Here is a 17,004-nt window from a genome sequence, read left to right on the forward strand (position 1 = left end):
CTTCAGGCAAAGGTATCGGCAAACATGGCGCAGGCCGAACGCAGCGACAGCTGCTGCTGCTGCAGGCAGGCGGACAACTGGCGCAGCGCCGCATCGTCTCCCAGCTGCTCGTCCACCCAGTCAAGCTGGTCGAAGACGATCAGCCGTTCGCTGCCGGCCTGCGGATCGATCAGCGCGCGCAAGCCGTGCGGGTCGGCGCCGCAAAAACCGATCACCAGCACGGGCGCCTCGTCGAGGTGAGAAAAGAACAGCGCCAGTTCAAAATCGGCCTGGCGCAGGAAAGGCGCGATCAGGTGCAGCCAGAAGCTGGCCACCAGTTCGCGCAGCTGCGCTTCGTGCGGCAGCGGCAGCACCAGGCTTTTCTCCAGGCGCGGCAAGCCGCTCTGGCGCACCGGCTGCAGCAGCAGGCCCAGTCCCAGCAGCAGTTCGCGCACCGTCACGGGGAACGCGGGCGAGGCCAGCATCGCCTGCAGGCCCTGCACCGTCTGCACCTGCAAAAAGGCGGCCAGCCGCGCCGCATGGCACGGTGCGGCCGGTTCGACCTCCACCACGTTGCCGGCCAGCGCCAGCAGCGCCGGACCCGGCTCGGTGCTGGCCAAAATACCCTGCGACAGCTGCTCCACACGCTGCCACAGCGGTGCCAGCGCCAGCGGGCTGCAGCCGACAAAGGCCTCGGCATCATCGACTTCCAGCGCGCCCATGGCCATGAAGGGAAAGCGCCGCTGCGACTGGTCATTGCTCGCTTCCAGGCGCCCGGCGATGGCGCGCCGGCTGCGCATGCCGACAAAGGCAAAGCGCAGCGGCGGTAAGGCGTCGTAATTGAGCTTCCAGCGCGGTTCCACCGTCAGGGCATTCATGACCTGCGCCAGCCAGTCGTCGAGCAGCTGCACCAGCGCGTGATTGTCGCAAGCCTTGATGAAGTCGTCGCGCGCGGGGATCTTGCCGAAGTAGCCCAGGCGCACCTGTTGCGGCGCGCGCATCATGGCGCCACCCCGGGCACCGCCGCGGCAGCGATGGCCGGCGCGGGCGCGGCGGGAACGCCCGGCGCGCCGACGATGGTCTCGGGCAGCTGCATGCCGCGAAAGCCCTGCTCCTGCAGCGCAGTGGCGGCACCGGCGCCCGTCGTTTCGGCGCTGCTGGTGATTTTCAGATCGACCGCCACGGCCACCTCGCCGCGCGCCCAGCGCAGCTCGAACACGCCGCCATCCTTGCGCTTTTTGGTGGCCGCATCGATCATGCGCTTCAAGCCGAATTGCCCCGGCTCGTTGAACAGCTCCACCGTGCGCCCGTCGAAGGTGACGGCGGTGATGCGCGCGCCCTGGACGCCGGCCGCGCCCTGCGGGCCGGGATGAACCATGTTCGTCCACTGCGCCGGCGTGTTGCGGTAGCGCAGCTGCTGGCCGTCAATCTCTACTGTGTATTCCAGGGTGCCCGGCGCGGGCGACGGCTGGATCTGGAACACGGTTTGCGCCGCCGTCGACGTGGCAGCCACGCCGCCCGCGCCCAGCGGCGCGATCCAGCCGGGAAAGCGCGCCACCACCTGCGGCGACAGGCTGATGCCCATGTCGGCCCAGGTGCGCGGCGCCAGCATGTCGCCGCGCCGCACCACCAGGGGGCCCATGGAGGTGGTGACGAATTTCGCCACCAGACCTTCCGGGCCGAAGAACTGGCCGATTTCCAGATTGCTCGCCTCGATGCGCGCGGCTGGGGCAAACGGATATTTGTTCGCCAGCGATTTCTGGAACGGTTCGTACACCTGCGCCGCCCAGGTCTTGTTGATCTCCAGTTCCGCCGGCGCGACGATGACGGCAAAGGTCTGCATCAATGGCCGCACGAGGATGGGACGGATGGCCTGCTTTTGCGCGTCGCTCATCCCCGTGAGCATCTGCTCGTCGACCAGTTTCAGGCTGTCGGCCAGTTCCGAACCGCTGCCCTCCAGCGTCTGCTGCATGAACTGGCGCGCGCCCGGCCCCGCGTCGCCCTGGTTCTTCAGCAAGTTCAAACGGCTGCGCAGTTTCGACAGCGCCTCCAGGTAGGCGCGCATCAGTGAGGCATTGTTGTCCCTGCTCGCCACCAGCTTGCCCACGCCGGCAAATTCGCGCCCCACAGGACCCATGGGTTTGTCCAGGCGGGCCGGGTCGATCTGCGCATTGATGCCCGGATTGGCCGTCAGCTGCGATGGCGCGCGGCGCAGCACGGTTTCCTTGAACCAGGCGATGATGCCCCGCTCGGCCTTGCGCAATTGCGCATTTTGCAGCGCCGGGTTGTCCCACGAGGTTTCCTCGTAGATGGTCGTCAGCAGTTTGGCGATCGGCGACGCTTGCGGATCGCCCAGGCGATTCATCGCTTGCACGGCGCCGTCAAAACCTTTCAGGTCGGCGACGGCGACGCCCTGCACGAATTTTTGCCACTCGCGCGCGTAATCGGCCTTGTACATGGCCACCAGGTTTTTCTCGATCTGCTCCGGACTGCCTTCCAGGGTCAGGTCGTCGGTAGAGGCGCTTTTCAGTACCCAGTCGGCGCTTTGCAGCTCGCGGTTGGCGGCATCGCGAAACGCCCCTTCGACGAACTTTTCCCAGGCCTGGCGCGTAAAGGCGCCGGAGACGGCGTAACTGCCCGCCAGCAGCGCCTGATCCTGTTCGCCGACAATGCGCGCCACCGTCATGCCGGGAAAACGCGTCGAGGCGCGCGCCTTGACGTCGGCATACACGCGCTCGCGCGCCGGCATGCCGCGCACCACGCGGCGCAGGTTTTCGCGCGCCTGGTCGACTAGCGCCAGCTTCTGTTCGATGCGCGGCCAGGACGGGTCGCCGATCTGCGCCAGGTAAAACGTCAGCAGCCGTTCGGCGCTGCGTATCATCTGCTCGCGCGGCATGGCACCCCGGTTGCCTTCCAGCCAGCCGCGCCAGAAGCGCGTCAGCTGGTCGTTCAGATGGCTGCTCTCGGCATGTGTCTTGTCGGCCAGCATCAGATAGGTTTTCAGCGCGTTGTAGGCATCCTCCACATTCGTCGCGCTGGCCGCCTGGTACTGCACGCTGCGCGGCACGACAGGGGATGTCGCGCCTGGCGTCTGCGGCGTGCGCGCCGTGGGCTGCAGCTGGTCGGCGCTGGCGTTCATCTCGAACAACAAAGCTTCCAGCGCGCCCGCCACGGGGGCCAGCATGACCTGGCGCGCGCCGGCAAAATATTCCTCGCGCAGCTTGCGTTCAAGTAACTCACCCTGGTACAGGCCCAGGCGCAAGGACCACGGCCGTTGCGTGCGGTACGTTTCCAGCTGCTCGATGCGATCCTGCAAGATCTCCAGCGCTTCCAGGCGCGACTGCAAGTCCAGGCGGCGCTCCTGCAGTTTCACCACTTTATTTAAATCGGCCTCCACGTTGGCCACCAGTTGCCGGTTGCCCAGGTAAGACCAGCTCCAGCCGCCCAGGCAGGCGCCCAGCGACACCGTGGCGGCAAAGAACACGGCGTACTTGAAGCGCAGCTTGGCGCGGTTGGCATAGTTGGCCACCAGGTGCTTGTCGGCAAAAATCACCTTGCGGAACAGTTCCAACAAGAAATAGCCATGCTGGCGCGCACCCGATGGCGCTGCTGCGGCCGGGACCGGCGCAAAGGCCAGGTCGAAGCGGCGCGCCACCTGCTGCGAGGAGGCACTGACGGGCTCGCCCTCCTGCAGCGCGCTGGTGAAATAAAAGCCGCGGAACACGGGCTGGAACTGGAACGGATTTTCCTCGAACAGGGTGGCGATGAAGGCGCGCAGGGCCGGCTTGATGGCGGCAAATTCCAGCGGAAAGGTAAACACGCCCGGCGCCATCGTCTTGCGTTGCCGGTGCGCCATGTTGGCCAGGCTCAGCTCCGTCAAGCCATCGTGCAATTCATCGAAACTCTGGTCGAAGAACGCCAGCAGGTCCGCCGTGGGCAGCTTGCGCTGGTAAGGCATGGTGGCGCCCCAGACGCGCTCGCGTTCGCTGCGTTCGGCATCGGCAAAAAATTCCGTGAAGCCGGCGATCAGGTCCGCCTTGGTATACACGATGTACAGGGGCGCGAACACTTCCAGGCGTTCGATGACGTCCTGCACGCGCTTGCGCAGGCTGCGCGCCAGTTGCATGCCGACATCGGGATCTCCTTTCAATTCGTCGATGCTGACGGCGATGAGGATGCCGTTGATGGGCGCCTTGCGCCGGTATTTTTTCAGCAGGTCGAGAAAGCCGAACCACTCGCCGCGGTGCTCGTCGACGACGGAGTAGCGTCCCGCCGTGTCGAGCACGATGCCGTCCGTGGTGAAAAACCAGTCGCAGTTGCGCGTGCCGCCCACGCCTTGCACGATCTTGCCGTCAGCGAAAGGGAATTGCAGGCCCGAGTGCTGGATGGCGCTGCTCTTGCCGGCGGCAGGATTGCCGATGATCATGTACCACGGCAATTCGTACAGGGCGGCGGCGCCTGCTTTGAGGCCCAGCTTGGACGTCTTGATGGTCTCGATGGCGGCCAGCATGCCCGTGCGCACGGCGTCGAGTTCGCCCTGCTGGGTACTGTTGGCCGTCGAGGCCGAGGCCGCTTGCGCGGCGGCGATTTCTGCCTCGTTGAGGATGGCGTGGCCCAGCGCCTGTGCGTCGCGCCGCGCGCGCCGCCGGCGCCACAGGCACAGGCCCAGCCAGGTGAAAAAGGCCAGCAGCAACAAGGCCAGCGCCCAGATCAGCGCCACTTCCAGCACCTCGGCGCCCAGGTACAGGAAGACGGCCAGCGCCACGAAGCCGAGGATGGTCAGATGGCGGCTGTCGGTGAGGAAATGCCAGATTCGTCGCAGCATGATGAGCCCAGGGTGAGGTCGCAAAGCAAGGCGGATTCGGTCCATCCTGACAGCAATGCAGCGCGCCTTTGTTGACATATGACAAGTACCAGGCGCTGGCATGCCATTGACGCTGCGCAAGCAAGCTTGCAGCGATGAAAATCAGGCCGCGACGCGGCGCTAGAATGGCTGGCGCGGCTTACTTGCCCAGCACGCGCGGTTGCGGCAATTCCGTGTGGCCAAAATCCATCATGGTCCAGCGCCCGCCCCAGCGCAGGCCCACCGACTCGGCCGTCACGCCATATAAACGGTAGCCGCGCATGGCCCAGGCATTTTTTTCAGAAATGATGAGCTTTCCTTCATGCATGAATGCGCAATCGGCCGCCAGGCCATACTGGTGATAGCTTTGAAACGCCCGGGCGTTGGTCACGTTCGGGCCGGCCGCCGCCAGTTGGTCCTGGCGCGCGGGACTGCGGTAGCCTTCCAGCAAGACCATGTCGTAACCATGCACGTCCTTCATGATCTTGAAGACCAGCAGCAGGCGCTGCGCGTAGTCGTGGTCGAGCAATTGCCAGTTGCGGCTGGCGCCGCCCAGCAGCGGGCGCAGCTGCGTCACTTCCGCCGTGGAAAACAGCAGCGGCGGCAAGGTTGGCGGCGGCACCAGTTGCTCGCCTTTCAGCAAGTCGCTGACCTGGTCATTGATGACGTGTTGCCGGTCGGCATAGCCGCGCAGGGCAATGTGGTCGCTGGACAGCCAGGCCAGCAGCGGCGGCACAATGACCAGCGCGCTTCCTGCCAGGCTAAGCCAACGATGTCGCGACAGCAGCTGCCAGGTGCGCGCCATGCCCGAGTCCGCGTGCCGCTGCACGCGCTGCCACTGCGCGCCGCTGCCGCCCTTCAGGTGCTGCGCGCGCCGCTGCATGCGCCAGCCCAGGTTGACGAGGGTGTGCAGCACGATGGCGCGGCCGCCGGGAAACAGCAGCAACCAGCAGGCAAAACAGGCCAGCAGGAAATACATCAGGACCAGGGCGACGAACATGGGGCGCTCCGTGACAGGGATAGTCTGGGCCGGACGGCAATTTCCCGGCGGTATCGCTAGATCGTAGGCGTCCGCGGTCCGCATGAGCGCGGTTTACATCAAGGTCAGTCGAGTTTGATCCACTGCGGAGGTGATATTTTGTCTTTATTGAAAAACGGAGATGGCCAGGCGCGCAGTCCGAACCTGCTCGGCAAGGCCGGCGCGGCTGACGTGCCCATCGAAAGCAAGGGCATCCTGTCGCAGCTCGAACACGGCGCCGCCGCGCCCGCAGCCATCCCGGCCCTGCGCTGGCGCCCTGGCTGGCACCACTGGGCCGCTGGCGCGCTGTGCCTGGCGGTAGTGATAGCGGCCATGCTCGCTTATGACACGACCATCATGCCTCGGCCCCTGCCGCCGGCGCCCGCCACGGCCGTGATCATGGCCCCGTCAGCACTGCCGGCGCCATCCGCACCAGTTGTGCCCCCGCACGCGGCGCAAGCGGCCACCATCGTCAATACGGCAGGGCCGCCCTTGCCTGCTGCGGCCAGCGCGACAGCAAGCGCGGGGGGTAGTGCGGGTGCGCCGCGCAAGGCGCCGCTGCCTGCGCGCCAGGCCGCAGCGCGCCCGCAGGAGTCGAGGCCCGCTGCCGCGCCCGGCGACAGCGACGTCGCCTTGCTGACGGCGATGGTGGCCCATGCGCACCGGCAGGAAGGCACGGCAAAGCCCGTGCGCGACGTAGTGCTGCGCCGGCTGGAGCAGGAACAGAGGCAGGAACAGGAGACGGCGGAGCTCTTGCGGCGCTGCCAGCAGCTGGGCATGATCGAAGGCATGCTGTGCCGCTCGCGCATCTGTTCGGGCCGCTGGGACAGCGATCCCGCCTGCCATTGAGGCCGACGCGCCGGATGGAACGTCAGGCGCGTTCGGACACTTCGATCAGGTTGCGGTCCGGGTCGCGCAGGTAGATGGAACGGATGGGCCAGTTGGCACCCGTGCGGGCTACCGGTCCTTCCTCGATGGCAATCCCCAGCGCCGCCAGGTGGGCCATGAACGCATCCAGCGGCACGGCGGCGATGAAGCACAGGTCCAGCGAACCGGGCGTGGGCAAGTCCGCCTTGGGCAGGAATTCCTTGCCTGCCTCATGCAGATTGATTTTTTGCACGCCAAACTTGAAGGCATGGCGGCCGGCGCCAAACGTTTCCAGCTGCATGCCCAGCACGCGCGTATAGAAATCGATGCAGGCCGGCTTGTCGCGGGTGGTCAATACCAAGTGATCCAGGTGGTCTATCATGTGTTTCTCGGGTGAGTGGCCGCGTCCATGCGGCCTTGCAAAAAGCCTTCCATCAGCGCCAGCAAGGCCTGCGGCTGCTCCTGGTGCGGCGCATGGCCGCATTGCTCGACCATGGCAGGCACCGCGTTGAGCGCCTGCGCCACGATGGTGTCGACCTGGGCCGCGCTGCCGTACTGGTCCTCGCTGCCCTGCAGCACCAGCGCCGGGCATTCGATGGAAGGCAGCAAGTATTCGATGTTCCAGAACTGGAATCCATAGCTGAGCCAGGTATCCGACCAGGCCTTGAAGATGGCTTCCGTCTTGTCACCATGGTATTTCGCCAGCGCGCGCAGCTTGCCCGCGCCAAACGCCGCGTCCGCCACGCGTATGCCATCGAGCGTGATGCCTTCGACAAACACGTGCGCCGCTTCGGTGATGATGCCGCGCAAGCGCGGCGGCTGCTGCGCCGCATAAATGAGGGCGATGCTGCCGCCATCCGAGTGGCCGATGAGAAAATGGTCCTGCCCCGGCAGCAGTGCGGCTAGCACCTGCGGCAACTCGCACAGCGCGTAGTCGTGCAAATAATGGAGTTGGCGCCGCGCCGCCAGCGGCGACGACTGCCCATAGCCGTGGCGGTCATACAGCAAGCCGCGGCACCCCGTCGCCTGACATAGCTGCACGGGAAAATCTTTCCACATCGCACAACAGCCGAGCCCCTCGTGCAGGAATACCAGGCAGGGCTTGGCGGGGTCACCTTCGATCAGTTCGTAATAGATATCGGTTTCGGCACTCAGGTTCAGTATCGGCATGGGCTAGGCTCGCAACGGGTTCTGCATCGACTGGTCGGCTGGGCCTATTGTGCCATTGTCCTGCGCGGCATGCGTGGCGCCCCATAAAAATAGCCTGCGGGAAAAGATCTTGCCACTTGTCTGCGAGGTGTTTGCGCCAGCACAAATGAGCGCTGTTTTTCCGGTGGCCCTGCGCTCTTTTTTCCCGTGCGTTTGCCTAGAATGACTTACTCCAACAGCATGGAGCAGGCGGCTACCTTATCAGCCAGGACGTGACACTGGCCGTCACGGCAACAGATAAGGCGTCTTGCCGCACGACGTCAGGCGCGGCGTCCAAACTATCGATCAGGAGTACATCATGGAAATGAAAGTAGAACATCGCACCGGCAGCAACCTGGCTCTGGAAACCACGGATCTGCCGATGGAACAGGAAGGCAAAAGCGCAAAAGGCGCTGCCGCACAGGACTTGAACCTGAGCGCCGCCGCCTTCACCACCTATTACATCTGGACCGCCAATGGCGTGAATCCTTCGGTCAACTTCACCAATGCCAACGTGAAAGCCAATTCGCGCGTATTGCTCAACATCAGCGAATATGGTGCGACTCCCCAGGACCGTTTTATCGGTGCAGCCCGCATGGCCGTGTACAACATCGCACCGTACAACGGCGGCTTCCGTGCCTGGGTGGATATCTCCTGGGGCAGCCCGCTCAAGGTCCGTTTCGACGTGTTTGTCGATCCCTGATCCGGGAAACACTGCGCGTGCCCCTGCCACCAGCAGGCCAGCATCGCGCACATCGCTAAGACACTGAAGGGATGGCAAGCGTGGATGGGAAACCGTACGCGCATAGCAAAAAGGGCCACGTGTTGCCACGTGGCCCTTTGCTACTGCTTGTTCTGGCTCCCCGACCTGGACTCGAACCAGGGACCTGCGGATTAACAGTCCGTCGCTCTACCAACTGAGCTATCAGGGAAAGGAGACCGAATTATATACGTCAAAATTTCTCATGTCCAGTTGTTGCTGCATGGCCAGCAAAAACAGGCTGCCTGCCGCTGCTTGCCTCGTTGGGATGCGAGCGCATGGCAAGTACGGCGGCGCGCCTTCGCCATGCGCACAGGCGCTGCATGGGCGCTGCTGTGGCATGACGCGCATCGGCCAGGCGGGGCGCTGACGCCAAGGGGAGCAAGCCTGCGGGCTGCAGCCGCGTCCGTCTGCGCGGCGCCACGCAAGATAGTAGAATAGCCAGGCCTTGCCGATACGGAAGGCACACAACGGCATGCCGGCAGCGGGGCGTCAATCACGCCGCCGCGCGGACATGCGCTTGCAAGGTTCACCTTGCCCCTGGTTTACTGCTCTCGCCCGACATGACAGAATCAAGCGCACCCCCGGTGGACAAGCACGGCAGCGGCGACAGCTCGGCGGAAATTGCCGAGCATATGGCGGCCGCCATCGTGGCGCGCCAATTGCCGCCCGGTACGCGGCTGCGCGAAGAAGCGCTGTGCCGGCTGTATGGCGTCAGCCGCACCAAGATCCGCGCCGCCCTGCTGATCCTGTCCAAAGACAAGCTGATCCGCATGGTGCCCGACAAAGGCGCCTTCGTCAGCCAGCCTACCGAAGCGGAAGCGCGCGACATCTTCGCCGCGCGACGCATCATCGAGGCGGCCCTGGCGCGCGAATTCGTCGCGCGGGCCAAGCCCGCCGACTACAGGATGCTGGAGCGGCACCTGAAAGCGGAACGCCTGGCGCTGGCGCAAGCGACGCCGCTGCGCTCGCAACTGCTGGGCGACTTCCACGTCTTGCTGGCCGACATCGCCGGCAACGCCGTGCTGCGCGACATCGTGCGCGAACTGGTGGGCCGCAGTTCGCTGATCACCATGCTGTACCAGTCCGGCCATGCCGCCGCCTGCTCGTACGACGAACACGGCCGCTTTCTTGAGGCGGCGCGCAGCGGCGACGCCGACCTGGCGGCGCGCCTGATGGTCGAGCACCTGGCGCATGTGGAAGCGGCCTTGCGCTTCGACGGCAGCGCCAGCGACGACAAGAAAGACCTGGTGGCGGCGCTGCTGATGTAAGCTGCGCCATCAAAAAAGGCCGCCGATGCGTATGCACGGGCGGCCTTGTCATTGCGACGGCAACTACTTGCCGGCAAACTCGCTATTCGCCCAGGTAGATAAACTTGAACAGGAAGATGGCAGCGATAATGTAGGCCACCACCGACACTTGCTTGCCCTTGCCCGTCAACAGTTTCAATACCGCATAGGTGATGAAGCCGAACGCCACGCCGCTGGCCACCGAATAGGTAAACGGCATCATCAGCGCCGTGATGGCGGCCGGAATGCTTTCCGTGCTGTCATCCCAGTCGATATAGGTCAGTTCGCGCAGCATCAAGCAAGCCACGTACAGCAGCGCGGGCGCCGTCGCGTATGGCGGCACCGTGTGCGCCAGCGGGGCGAAGAACAGGCTGCCCAGGAACAGCAGCGCCACGGCCACGGCCGTCAAGCCCGTGCGGCCACCCGCTTGCACGCCGGCCGCGCTTTCCACGAAGGCCGTGGTGCTGGACGTGCCCAGGCAGGCGCCGGCGGCAATCGCCGTGCTGTCGGCCAGCAAGGCCTTGTTCATGCGCTCCATCTTGCCATCTTTCAACAAGCCGGCACGGTTGGCCACGCCCATCAGGGTGCCCGTCGCATCAAACAATTCCACCAGGAAAAATACCAGCACCACATTGACGATGCCGATCGACAGCGCGCCCATGATGTCGAGCTTGAACAGGGTCGGTTCGATGGCGGGTGGCGCCGAGACGATGCCGTTGAACTGGTTGCCGCCAAAGAAGAAGCTGGCAATCGTGATGGTCAGAATGCCGATCAGGATGGCGCCCGGCACTTTCAGGCGGTCCAGCGCGACGATGATGAAGAAACCGAGGATGGCCAGGATGGGCGCCGCCTGGTGCAAGTCGCCCAGGGCGATGATGGTGGCGGGGTTCGACACCACCACGCCCGCGCTTTTCAGGGAAATGATGGCCAGGAACAGGCCGATACCGACAGTAATGGCCGTGCGCAGCGCGGGCGGGATGCTGTTGATGATCATCTCGCGCACCTTGAACAGGCTGACTAGGATGAACAGACAGCCGGAAATGAAGACGGCGCCCAGCGCCACTTCCCAGCTCATGCCCATGCCCTTGACCACCGTGTACGAGAAATACGCGTTCAAGCCCATGCCCGGCGCCAGCGCGATCGGATAGTTCGCGTACAAGCCCATGACCAGGGTGCCGATGGCGGCCGCCAGACAGGTGGCGACGAAGACGGCGTCTTTCGGCATGCCCGCGTCGCCGAGGATGGAGGGATTGACGAAGATGATGTAGGCCATCGTCAGGAATGTGGTCAGGCCGGCCAGCAGCTCCGTGCGCACATTGGTCCCGTTGTCCTTCAGTTTGAAATAGCGTTCCAGGAACTGCATGATTAACCCCTTGTTTTGGTAGAGCCGCGCGCCTGGTCTTGGACTATGCGCATTTTTTTCTTGCACAACAACTATTTACTTGGTCGGCGCCCTGGCCGGCTTGAAGGCCCACCAGCGGCTGCCCGCAAAATTCCAGACCAACCCGATGCCGGTGGCCAACACCTGCGCCAGCCAGTAATACCAGCCAAGCTGGTGTACCAGCAGCCACATCAAGCCGGTATTGATGCACCAGCCGATGCCCAGCAAGGTGAAATACTTGGAAGCCGCCTCGCCGTGCCCCTTGTCGCTTTTAAACGTGAAAAAATAATTGAGGAGGTAGTTGACGACGGAACCGAGGATGTAGCCGATGCCGGAAGCGGCGGCGGCACTGATGCCGGCCCATTCCACGCCGCCCCACAGCACGCTGTACTGCACGGCCGTGCCGGAAGCGCCGACGGCGGCGAAACGCAAAAATTGGTGATGCAGGGAATGGGACATTGTCAATTTTCAAATAAGCGAAAGCAGGATAGTGCCAGAATAAAAAATGGCTACGATTGCTCGTAACCATTTTTCAGCCTGCATTTTACTGCAAGTTGCGCCCAACGTTCATATTCGCCGCCGGTTCGCCATCGCTTCGACTCTTAATCGTTGCGCTGACGGCGCCGGCGCAGCCACACCAGCAGCGCGATCAGCAGCAAGATTCCCACGATGCCGCCCGGCAGCATGAAGGGCTGCATGCGCGCCAGCATGGGCTTCTCGCCGCCGCTGCGCGCCTGCGTCACGTAGGCGGGCGTGACGGACACGTCCGGGTTGCCATACTGTTTCAATACGTAATTGGCGATAGCGGCGATCTGCTCGTCCGTCAATGGCTGCGCGTAGGAACGCTGGTCGAAACGGGGCATGAACGCTTCGTGCTCCTCCCCTTCGATCTTGCGCTCGACGCCGAACAGGATGGCCGAGACCAGGTTGGCCGGCGTGCTGCCGCCCGTCGCCGTGTTATTAAACAGGGCAGGATAAGCCTGGCCCGTGCTGCCCGCGCCGCTGGCCGAATGGCAGCTGGCGCAATAGCCGGAAAACAGCACGGCGCCGCTGTTGAGCGAATGGTGCTCGGTGGAGCTGGCCATTCCGCGCAGCACCGGTTCTTCGCTGGCGGCGCTGCCATGACTGAAGGCGGCCTTGGCCTGCCCCGGCGCGCGCACGGGCGGCAGCGTGCGCAGCCAAGCGACGATGGCGGCCACGTCGTCGTCGCGCAGGAATTGCAGGCTGTTCTGGATGGCTTCGGCCATGCCGCCCGCCGCCTGCCCCTTGCCTTCCACGTGGCCCGTCTTCAGGTAGGCGGCGATTTCTGCATCCGTCCAGGCGCCGATACCGCTGACCTTGTCGGACGTGATGTTGGGCGCATGCCAGGAACCGAGCGCGGCGCCCGCCAAGGTCTGACTGCCTATTTCGGCCATCAGCATATTGCGCGGCGTGTGGCAGGCGCTGCAATGCGCCAGGCCTTCGGCCAGATAGGCGCCGCGGTTGATTTGCGCGCTCTTCGCAGGATCGGGCACAAAGCGTTTATTGTCGAGGAACAAGGTATTCCAGCCCAGCATGGACAGGCGCACATTGAACGGGAATGGCAGGACCGTCTGGCGCGCCGACTCATCGACGGGTTTGACGGCCTGCGTGAAGTAGTAATACAGGTCGCCCACGTCCGCATCCGTCAGCTGCGCATAACTGGTGTACGGCATGGCCGGATACAGATGGCTGCCATCGGCGCGCACGCCTTCGCGCAGCGCGCGCGCAAAGTCGGCTTCCGTGTAGTGGCCGATGCCACCCTTTTTCGACGGCGTGATATTCGTGGCATAAATCGTGCCCAGCGGCGAGTCGATGGCGTAGCCGCCCGCATACGGCTTGCCGCCGGCTGCCGTATGGCAAGCCATGCAGTCGGCCGCGATGGCCAGGTAGCGGCCCCGCTCGAGGCGCGCATCGGCGCCCGAAGCACCTGCGGCGGCAGGCGCGACCGGACGGTCCGGCGTCAGGGTGACGGGCGGTGCGCCCGCCGGAGCGGGCGCAGCCACGGCAATACCTGCCAGCAGCAAGGACGCCACGCTCATGGCAAGGGAAAAGCGGCGCATCATGCGACCTCCCTTGCCAGGGTGCGGGCAATGTCGTCGGCCGCCCGTAAGCCGAGCGCGGCCATGCTGAGGGTGGTGTTGACCACGCTGGCCGACGGCATGGCGCCGCCGCCCGGCAGCCACAAATTGGCATGGTCGTGGGCGCGGCAATTGCCATCGACCACGGAATCGGCGCGGTTCGATCCCATGATGACGCCGCCCATGATATGGTTATTGGCGTTCAGGCTGCTGGTGATATTGAATTCCACGGCGCCGAACAGCTTGCCGATGTGCTCGAGCTGCGCATGCGCAGCCTTCGCGCCATTGCGCACGTAATCGCCCACGTCATAATAAATGTCGGGGCAAGCCAGGCCCAGCGGGTCCTTGCGCGTCTTGCTCAGGGTCAAACGGTTATGCGCCTCGGGCAAGGGTTCCAGGCTGATCGACAGGTCCACGCCAAAGGCGGCGCGGCGGCGGATTTCATCGTCCAGGTCCTTGCCCACCAGGCCCAGCTTGAGCGACTGCTGGGTAGCAGGTCCCACGCGGGTGATATTGTTCAGGATCATCTTGTTGGCCGAATACTGCGCACGGAAGGCGCCGTCGCGCGGCCCCACCAGACAGCTGCTCTGCGCCGGGCCACGGCCCGTCCAGATCGGCTCATTGGCCAGGAAAGTACAGTGAAACCCCGAATGGTCCATCATGTTGCGGCCCACTTGGTCGGAACTGTTGGCGATGCCGTTCGGATTGTTCTGGTTCGCCGCCAGCAGCAGCAAACGGGGCGTCTCGATGCCGTTGCAGGCGATCACGAAGGCCTTGCCCGTCGCCATGTGCGACTGTTTCTTGGCGTCATACCAGTGCACGGCCGTCACGCGGTTGTTCTGGTCAGTGTCGATGCGATAGACGACGGCCTCGGCCAGTACGCCCGCGCCTTTCAGCTCGGCCCGCTCGACATGGTGGATGCCGTTGTACATGGCGCCGATGGGGCAGATCGGCTGGCAATTGTTATTGCCGCAGCACGTAGGACGGCCCTGCCATGGGCGCGTGCTGCGCCCTTGCGGAATCGGCACGGAACGGTAGCCGTGCGGGTTGACCACTTCGGCGAAGCGCTTGTCGCCATAGCCCCATGGCACCATGTCCATCGGATACGGCGCGCTGCGCTCGCTGGGCGACTGCAAGGCGGGATCGTTGGGACCGGCCACGCCCATTTCCTGCTCGGCGCGGCAATAGTACGGTTCCAGTTCAGCGTAGGAAATGGCCCAGTCGCGCCCTACCCCGTAATCGCTTTTCATGCGCATGTCAGTCGGCAAATGGCGCCAGCACGACGCAGCCCAGTGCCAGGTGGTGCCGCCCACCGTGCGCAAATAGCCTTGCTGAAAACTGCTGCCGCTGGGGCCGGACAATTCCACATAGTTATTTTTTGGAAAATACAGGGGTGCGGGCGCATTGTCCGCCTGCGGATACAGGCCCTGGAAGTCCGAGCCGACACGGTTCTCGAACGGCATGTTGCGCCAGTTTTCCACGGCCTGGCCACGCTCGATGCGCAAGCCCGCTTCCAGCATGATCACGGAATGGCCCTGCGCGGCCAACTGGTCGGCCATCATGGCGCCCACGACGCCGGTACCGACGATGACGACATCGGCGACGACGTCGCCATTACTCTTGAATTGGGGTGATTTCATTTTGCTTGCTTGCCTTTCGGTTCGGGAGTGCCGGTGGTGGCCGGGGCAGGTACGGGCTTGGGCGCCACCGGTGCGGAAACGCGCACGGCCGGCGGCGCCTTCAGCCACCACAGGGGGCCGTAGTTGCAATACGTGGGCACGACCTGGCCATCGGCCACTGTGCGGTACATCAAGGCTTCCGCATACGCGACGACGATGGACTTCGTGCCCTGCGCCGCATTGCCGGCGACGGTGCCCGTGTACCAGGCGGCGACGATGGCCAGCGCCAGCTCGCGCAAGCTGGCGTCCGCAGCGGTGGCGGCCGCCAGCAGGGCCTTCGCTTCCTGGCCCGTGACAAGCAGCGCCCCCAGCCGTGGCAAGCGGTCGGCAAAGCCAGGCACGTTGGTGCGCATGGCTTGCTCGATGCGCGCCGCCGTCGCGGCGGACAAATCGCGGTGGCCCGTGATCGTTTGCGACAAGCTGTAGAACAGCATGGTGGCCGGTGCCAGGCCGGTCGCTGCAGCGCTGGCCGGAGACGGCATGGCGGCGGACAGGGGATTGCTCCAGAAACCGGCCTGCGCCAGCAAGGCGGCCAGACCGATCAGGGCGTGGCGGCGGCTGATGCGGGGAAGGGATGAAACGGATGGTGCAGATGGTTCGCTGCCTGGATGATTCATGACGAGACTCCCGCAAGACTTATTGTTTTGTTGACTTCGATGATTGCGCTACATTGCATTTGCGCATAAATGGAACCGGTTCCACATTATCCTACATAAATAAATTGTTTGCCAATGGAGTATTACTACTGAGATTACTACTGAGAATCTGCCTTGTGCAATTCCTGTATGGATTCAGGCGTTTTGCGCAGGCAAAACGCCAATCCCGGCTTGTTGCCCAGGCGGTAGTGGAAATCGAGCACGCTGCCGCCGGCCAGGCTAGGCTTGCCCGGCAGAGGCAGGGGCAAGTTCAGGCTGCAATGATGGTCGCCCAGGACAATGTCGCCATGCACGCGGATGCGCGTCAGCAATCGCGGCGCCTGCTCCAGCACATCGGGCAGGCGGATGCTGGCGGCAGGCAGGCTATCACCCTGTTCATGCTGCCAGGCGCACAAGGCGTCCGCATCGAGGGCAAACACGCGGCCCCAGTCGGTGCACGGCTCATCCGGCGCGCGCCGATCCAGGCCCAGGTGCACGGTGACGGCCGCCGGCAGCAGCGCCGCCGCAGGCGCCTGCGCGTGCAGATTGCGCAGGATGGCCACCTGCGGCTCCTTGCCCAGCGCCGTATTCATGGTTTCGCTGATGATCACGTCCGGCATGGCAGCGGCAGGAATGCGGTAGGCGGCCGCGTCGGCGCAAATGTATTGCGTCACATGGCTGTCCAGGCCCAGCCGTGCGATCAGGTCGCGCGCATAGGCCAGCGTCTCGGCGTGTACGTCGAGGATGGCAAACTGCACCTGGGTCGCGCTCAGCACCGCCATCACAGGCAAGGCCAGCAAGGCAAACGGCCCGCAGCCCGCATACAACACGCGCACGGGCCGCCCGCCGCTCACGTCCAGTTGCTCGCGCACGGCCAGCGCCAGGCCCTGGATGAAGGCGGCGCTACGGTACGGTTCGCGCGCGCACAGGCCCGCCTGCACGGGCGAGATGGCCCAGCCGCTGGGCAGGAAGCTTTCGCCATCGCGCAAGCCATCCTGACGATCCATGGACAGGCGCGAATGGCGTTCGACGAGCTGGCGCAGCTGCACCGTTTCGCCAACCAGGCTTGCCAGCGAGCGCTGCGGATCGCACAGGGCGGCCGCAATGGCGGCCAGTCCCGCTTGTGCCGGCGTCATGCACAGCCCCGCTGGCGCAGGGCGATAAAGACAGAATACATGCGGCCTCCTTGAAAAGATTGCAAGTACGCGGAAAACTTGGCAGCATAGCAAACAAACAGACGCCTGCCCATTTGCCACCATCCACCAC

The 17,004-nt window shown here is 64.4% G+C and carries 14 protein-coding genes and 1 tRNA gene; 3 read left to right on the forward strand and 12 right to left on the reverse strand.

Annotated features, from left to right (window positions below; genetic code table 11):
* Positions 1 to 2: 2 nt before the first annotated feature.
* The 3 genes from tagF to ACQ4W0_RS12200 all read right to left on the reverse strand — a co-directional run bounded on the left by tagF (position 3) and on the right by ACQ4W0_RS12200 (position 5,822).
* Complete coding sequence (tagF, locus tag ACQ4W0_RS12190) at positions 3 to 983, reverse strand: type VI secretion system-associated protein TagF (protein WP_436576939.1); 981 nt, start codon at positions 981 to 983, stop codon at positions 3 to 5.
* Complete coding sequence (gene tssM, locus ACQ4W0_RS12195) at positions 980 to 4,804, reverse strand: type VI secretion system membrane subunit TssM (protein ID WP_436576940.1); 3,825 nt, start codon at positions 4,802 to 4,804, stop codon at positions 980 to 982. Before tssM ends, tagF begins: the two co-directional genes overlap by 4 nt.
* Before the next feature lie 178 nt (positions 4,805 to 4,982).
* Positions 4,983 to 5,822, reverse strand: coding sequence for a M15 family metallopeptidase (locus tag ACQ4W0_RS12200; protein ID WP_436576941.1), 840 nt, complete (start codon positions 5,820 to 5,822; stop codon positions 4,983 to 4,985).
* A gap of 138 nt (positions 5,823 to 5,960) precedes the next feature.
* Here ACQ4W0_RS12200 and ACQ4W0_RS12205 point away from each other — a divergent pair, with 138 nt between their 5' ends.
* Positions 5,961 to 6,689 (forward strand): hypothetical protein, encoded by a 729-nt coding sequence (locus tag ACQ4W0_RS12205; protein ID WP_436576942.1) that lies wholly within the window; start codon positions 5,961 to 5,963, stop codon positions 6,687 to 6,689.
* Positions 6,690 to 6,711: 22 nt separating this feature from the next.
* On the opposite strand, the gene ACQ4W0_RS12210 is transcribed toward ACQ4W0_RS12205, so the two are convergent.
* Together ACQ4W0_RS12210 and ACQ4W0_RS12215 are read right to left on the reverse strand one after the other, a co-directional pair.
* Positions 6,712 to 7,089: a VOC family protein gene (locus tag ACQ4W0_RS12210; protein WP_436576943.1), complete on the reverse strand. Its 378-nt coding sequence runs from the start codon at positions 7,087 to 7,089 to the stop codon at positions 6,712 to 6,714.
* Positions 7,086 to 7,877 (reverse strand): alpha/beta fold hydrolase, encoded by a 792-nt coding sequence (locus tag ACQ4W0_RS12215; protein ID WP_436576944.1) that lies wholly within the window; start codon positions 7,875 to 7,877, stop codon positions 7,086 to 7,088. The genes ACQ4W0_RS12210 and ACQ4W0_RS12215 overlap by 4 nt, the downstream gene beginning before the upstream one ends.
* 337 nt (positions 7,878 to 8,214) lie before the next feature.
* Between ACQ4W0_RS12215 and ACQ4W0_RS12220 the strand changes: the two genes are divergently transcribed.
* Positions 8,215 to 8,598: a hypothetical protein gene (locus ACQ4W0_RS12220; RefSeq protein ID WP_436576945.1), complete on the forward strand. Its 384-nt coding sequence runs from the start codon at positions 8,215 to 8,217 to the stop codon at positions 8,596 to 8,598.
* 153 nt (positions 8,599 to 8,751) lie between these two features.
* Here ACQ4W0_RS12220 and ACQ4W0_RS12225 read toward each other — a convergent pair.
* Positions 8,752 to 8,827 (reverse strand) — tRNA-Asn (locus ACQ4W0_RS12225).
* 391 nt (positions 8,828 to 9,218) lie between these two features.
* Between ACQ4W0_RS12225 and ACQ4W0_RS12230 the strand changes: the two genes are divergently transcribed.
* On the forward strand, positions 9,219 to 9,926 hold the full coding sequence (locus ACQ4W0_RS12230) for a GntR family transcriptional regulator (RefSeq protein ID WP_436576946.1): 708 nt from the start codon (positions 9,219 to 9,221) through the stop codon (positions 9,924 to 9,926).
* Between the two features lie 82 nt (positions 9,927 to 10,008).
* Here the strand turns inward: ACQ4W0_RS12230 and ACQ4W0_RS12235 are convergent, their stop codons facing one another.
* From ACQ4W0_RS12235 to ACQ4W0_RS12260, 6 genes are all read right to left on the reverse strand, one after another.
* A complete protein-coding gene (locus tag ACQ4W0_RS12235; RefSeq protein WP_436576947.1) occupies positions 10,009 to 11,307 on the reverse strand; it encodes an NCS2 family permease in 1,299 nt (432 codons plus the stop codon).
* Between the two features lie 75 nt (positions 11,308 to 11,382).
* Positions 11,383 to 11,784: a GtrA family protein gene (locus tag ACQ4W0_RS12240; protein ID WP_436576948.1), complete on the reverse strand. Its 402-nt coding sequence runs from the start codon at positions 11,782 to 11,784 to the stop codon at positions 11,383 to 11,385.
* A 143-nt stretch (positions 11,785 to 11,927) separates the two neighbouring features.
* Positions 11,928 to 13,409, reverse strand: coding sequence for a c-type cytochrome (locus ACQ4W0_RS12245; protein ID WP_436576949.1), 1,482 nt, complete (start codon positions 13,407 to 13,409; stop codon positions 11,928 to 11,930).
* The gene (locus ACQ4W0_RS12250) at positions 13,406 to 15,064 is read right to left on the reverse strand and encodes a GMC family oxidoreductase (RefSeq protein WP_436576950.1); all 1,659 of its coding nucleotides are present in this window, start codon (positions 15,062 to 15,064) and stop codon (positions 13,406 to 13,408) included. Before ACQ4W0_RS12250 ends, ACQ4W0_RS12245 begins: the two co-directional genes overlap by 4 nt.
* Positions 15,061 to 15,720 carry a sugar dehydrogenase complex small subunit gene (locus ACQ4W0_RS12255; protein WP_436576951.1) on the reverse strand — a complete coding sequence of 220 codons (660 nt, stop codon included), beginning with the start codon at positions 15,718 to 15,720 and terminating at the stop codon, positions 15,061 to 15,063. Before ACQ4W0_RS12255 ends, ACQ4W0_RS12250 begins: the two co-directional genes overlap by 4 nt.
* Before the next feature lie 137 nt (positions 15,721 to 15,857).
* On the reverse strand, positions 15,858 to 16,874 hold the full coding sequence (locus ACQ4W0_RS12260) for an SAM-dependent methyltransferase (RefSeq protein ID WP_436576952.1): 1,017 nt from the start codon (positions 16,872 to 16,874) through the stop codon (positions 15,858 to 15,860).
* Between the last annotated feature and the right edge of the window lie 130 nt (positions 16,875 to 17,004).

It is taken from the genome of Janthinobacterium breve (genome assembly GCF_051380895.1).
GTDB lineage: Bacteria > Pseudomonadota > Gammaproteobacteria > Burkholderiales > Burkholderiaceae_D > Janthinobacterium.

Coding starts and splice junctions, on each gene's coding strand:
- tagF (WP_436576939.1), bottom strand. CDS start 983: ATGATGCGCGCGCCGCAACAGGTGCGCCTGGGCTACTTCGGCAAGATC.
- tssM (WP_436576940.1), bottom strand. CDS start 4,804: ATGCTGCGACGAATCTGGCATTTCCTCACCGACAGCCGCCATCTGACC.
- ACQ4W0_RS12200 (WP_436576941.1), bottom strand. CDS start 5,822: ATGTTCGTCGCCCTGGTCCTGATGTATTTCCTGCTGGCCTGTTTTGCC.
- ACQ4W0_RS12210 (WP_436576943.1), bottom strand. CDS start 7,089: ATGATAGACCACCTGGATCACTTGGTATTGACCACCCGCGACAAGCCG.
- ACQ4W0_RS12215 (WP_436576944.1), bottom strand. CDS start 7,877: ATGCCGATACTGAACCTGAGTGCCGAAACCGATATCTATTACGAACTG.
- ACQ4W0_RS12220 (WP_436576945.1), top strand. CDS start 8,215: ATGGAAATGAAAGTAGAACATCGCACCGGCAGCAACCTGGCTCTGGAA.
- ACQ4W0_RS12230 (WP_436576946.1), top strand. CDS start 9,219: ATGACAGAATCAAGCGCACCCCCGGTGGACAAGCACGGCAGCGGCGAC.
- ACQ4W0_RS12235 (WP_436576947.1), bottom strand. CDS start 11,307: ATGCAGTTCCTGGAACGCTATTTCAAACTGAAGGACAACGGGACCAAT.
- ACQ4W0_RS12240 (WP_436576948.1), bottom strand. CDS start 11,784: ATGTCCCATTCCCTGCATCACCAATTTTTGCGTTTCGCCGCCGTCGGC.
- ACQ4W0_RS12245 (WP_436576949.1), bottom strand. CDS start 13,409: ATGATGCGCCGCTTTTCCCTTGCCATGAGCGTGGCGTCCTTGCTGCTG.
- ACQ4W0_RS12250 (WP_436576950.1), bottom strand. CDS start 15,064: ATGAAATCACCCCAATTCAAGAGTAATGGCGACGTCGTCGCCGATGTC.
- ACQ4W0_RS12255 (WP_436576951.1), bottom strand. CDS start 15,720: ATGAATCATCCAGGCAGCGAACCATCTGCACCATCCGTTTCATCCCTT.
- ACQ4W0_RS12260 (WP_436576952.1), bottom strand. CDS start 16,874: ATGACGCCGGCACAAGCGGGACTGGCCGCCATTGCGGCCGCCCTGTGC.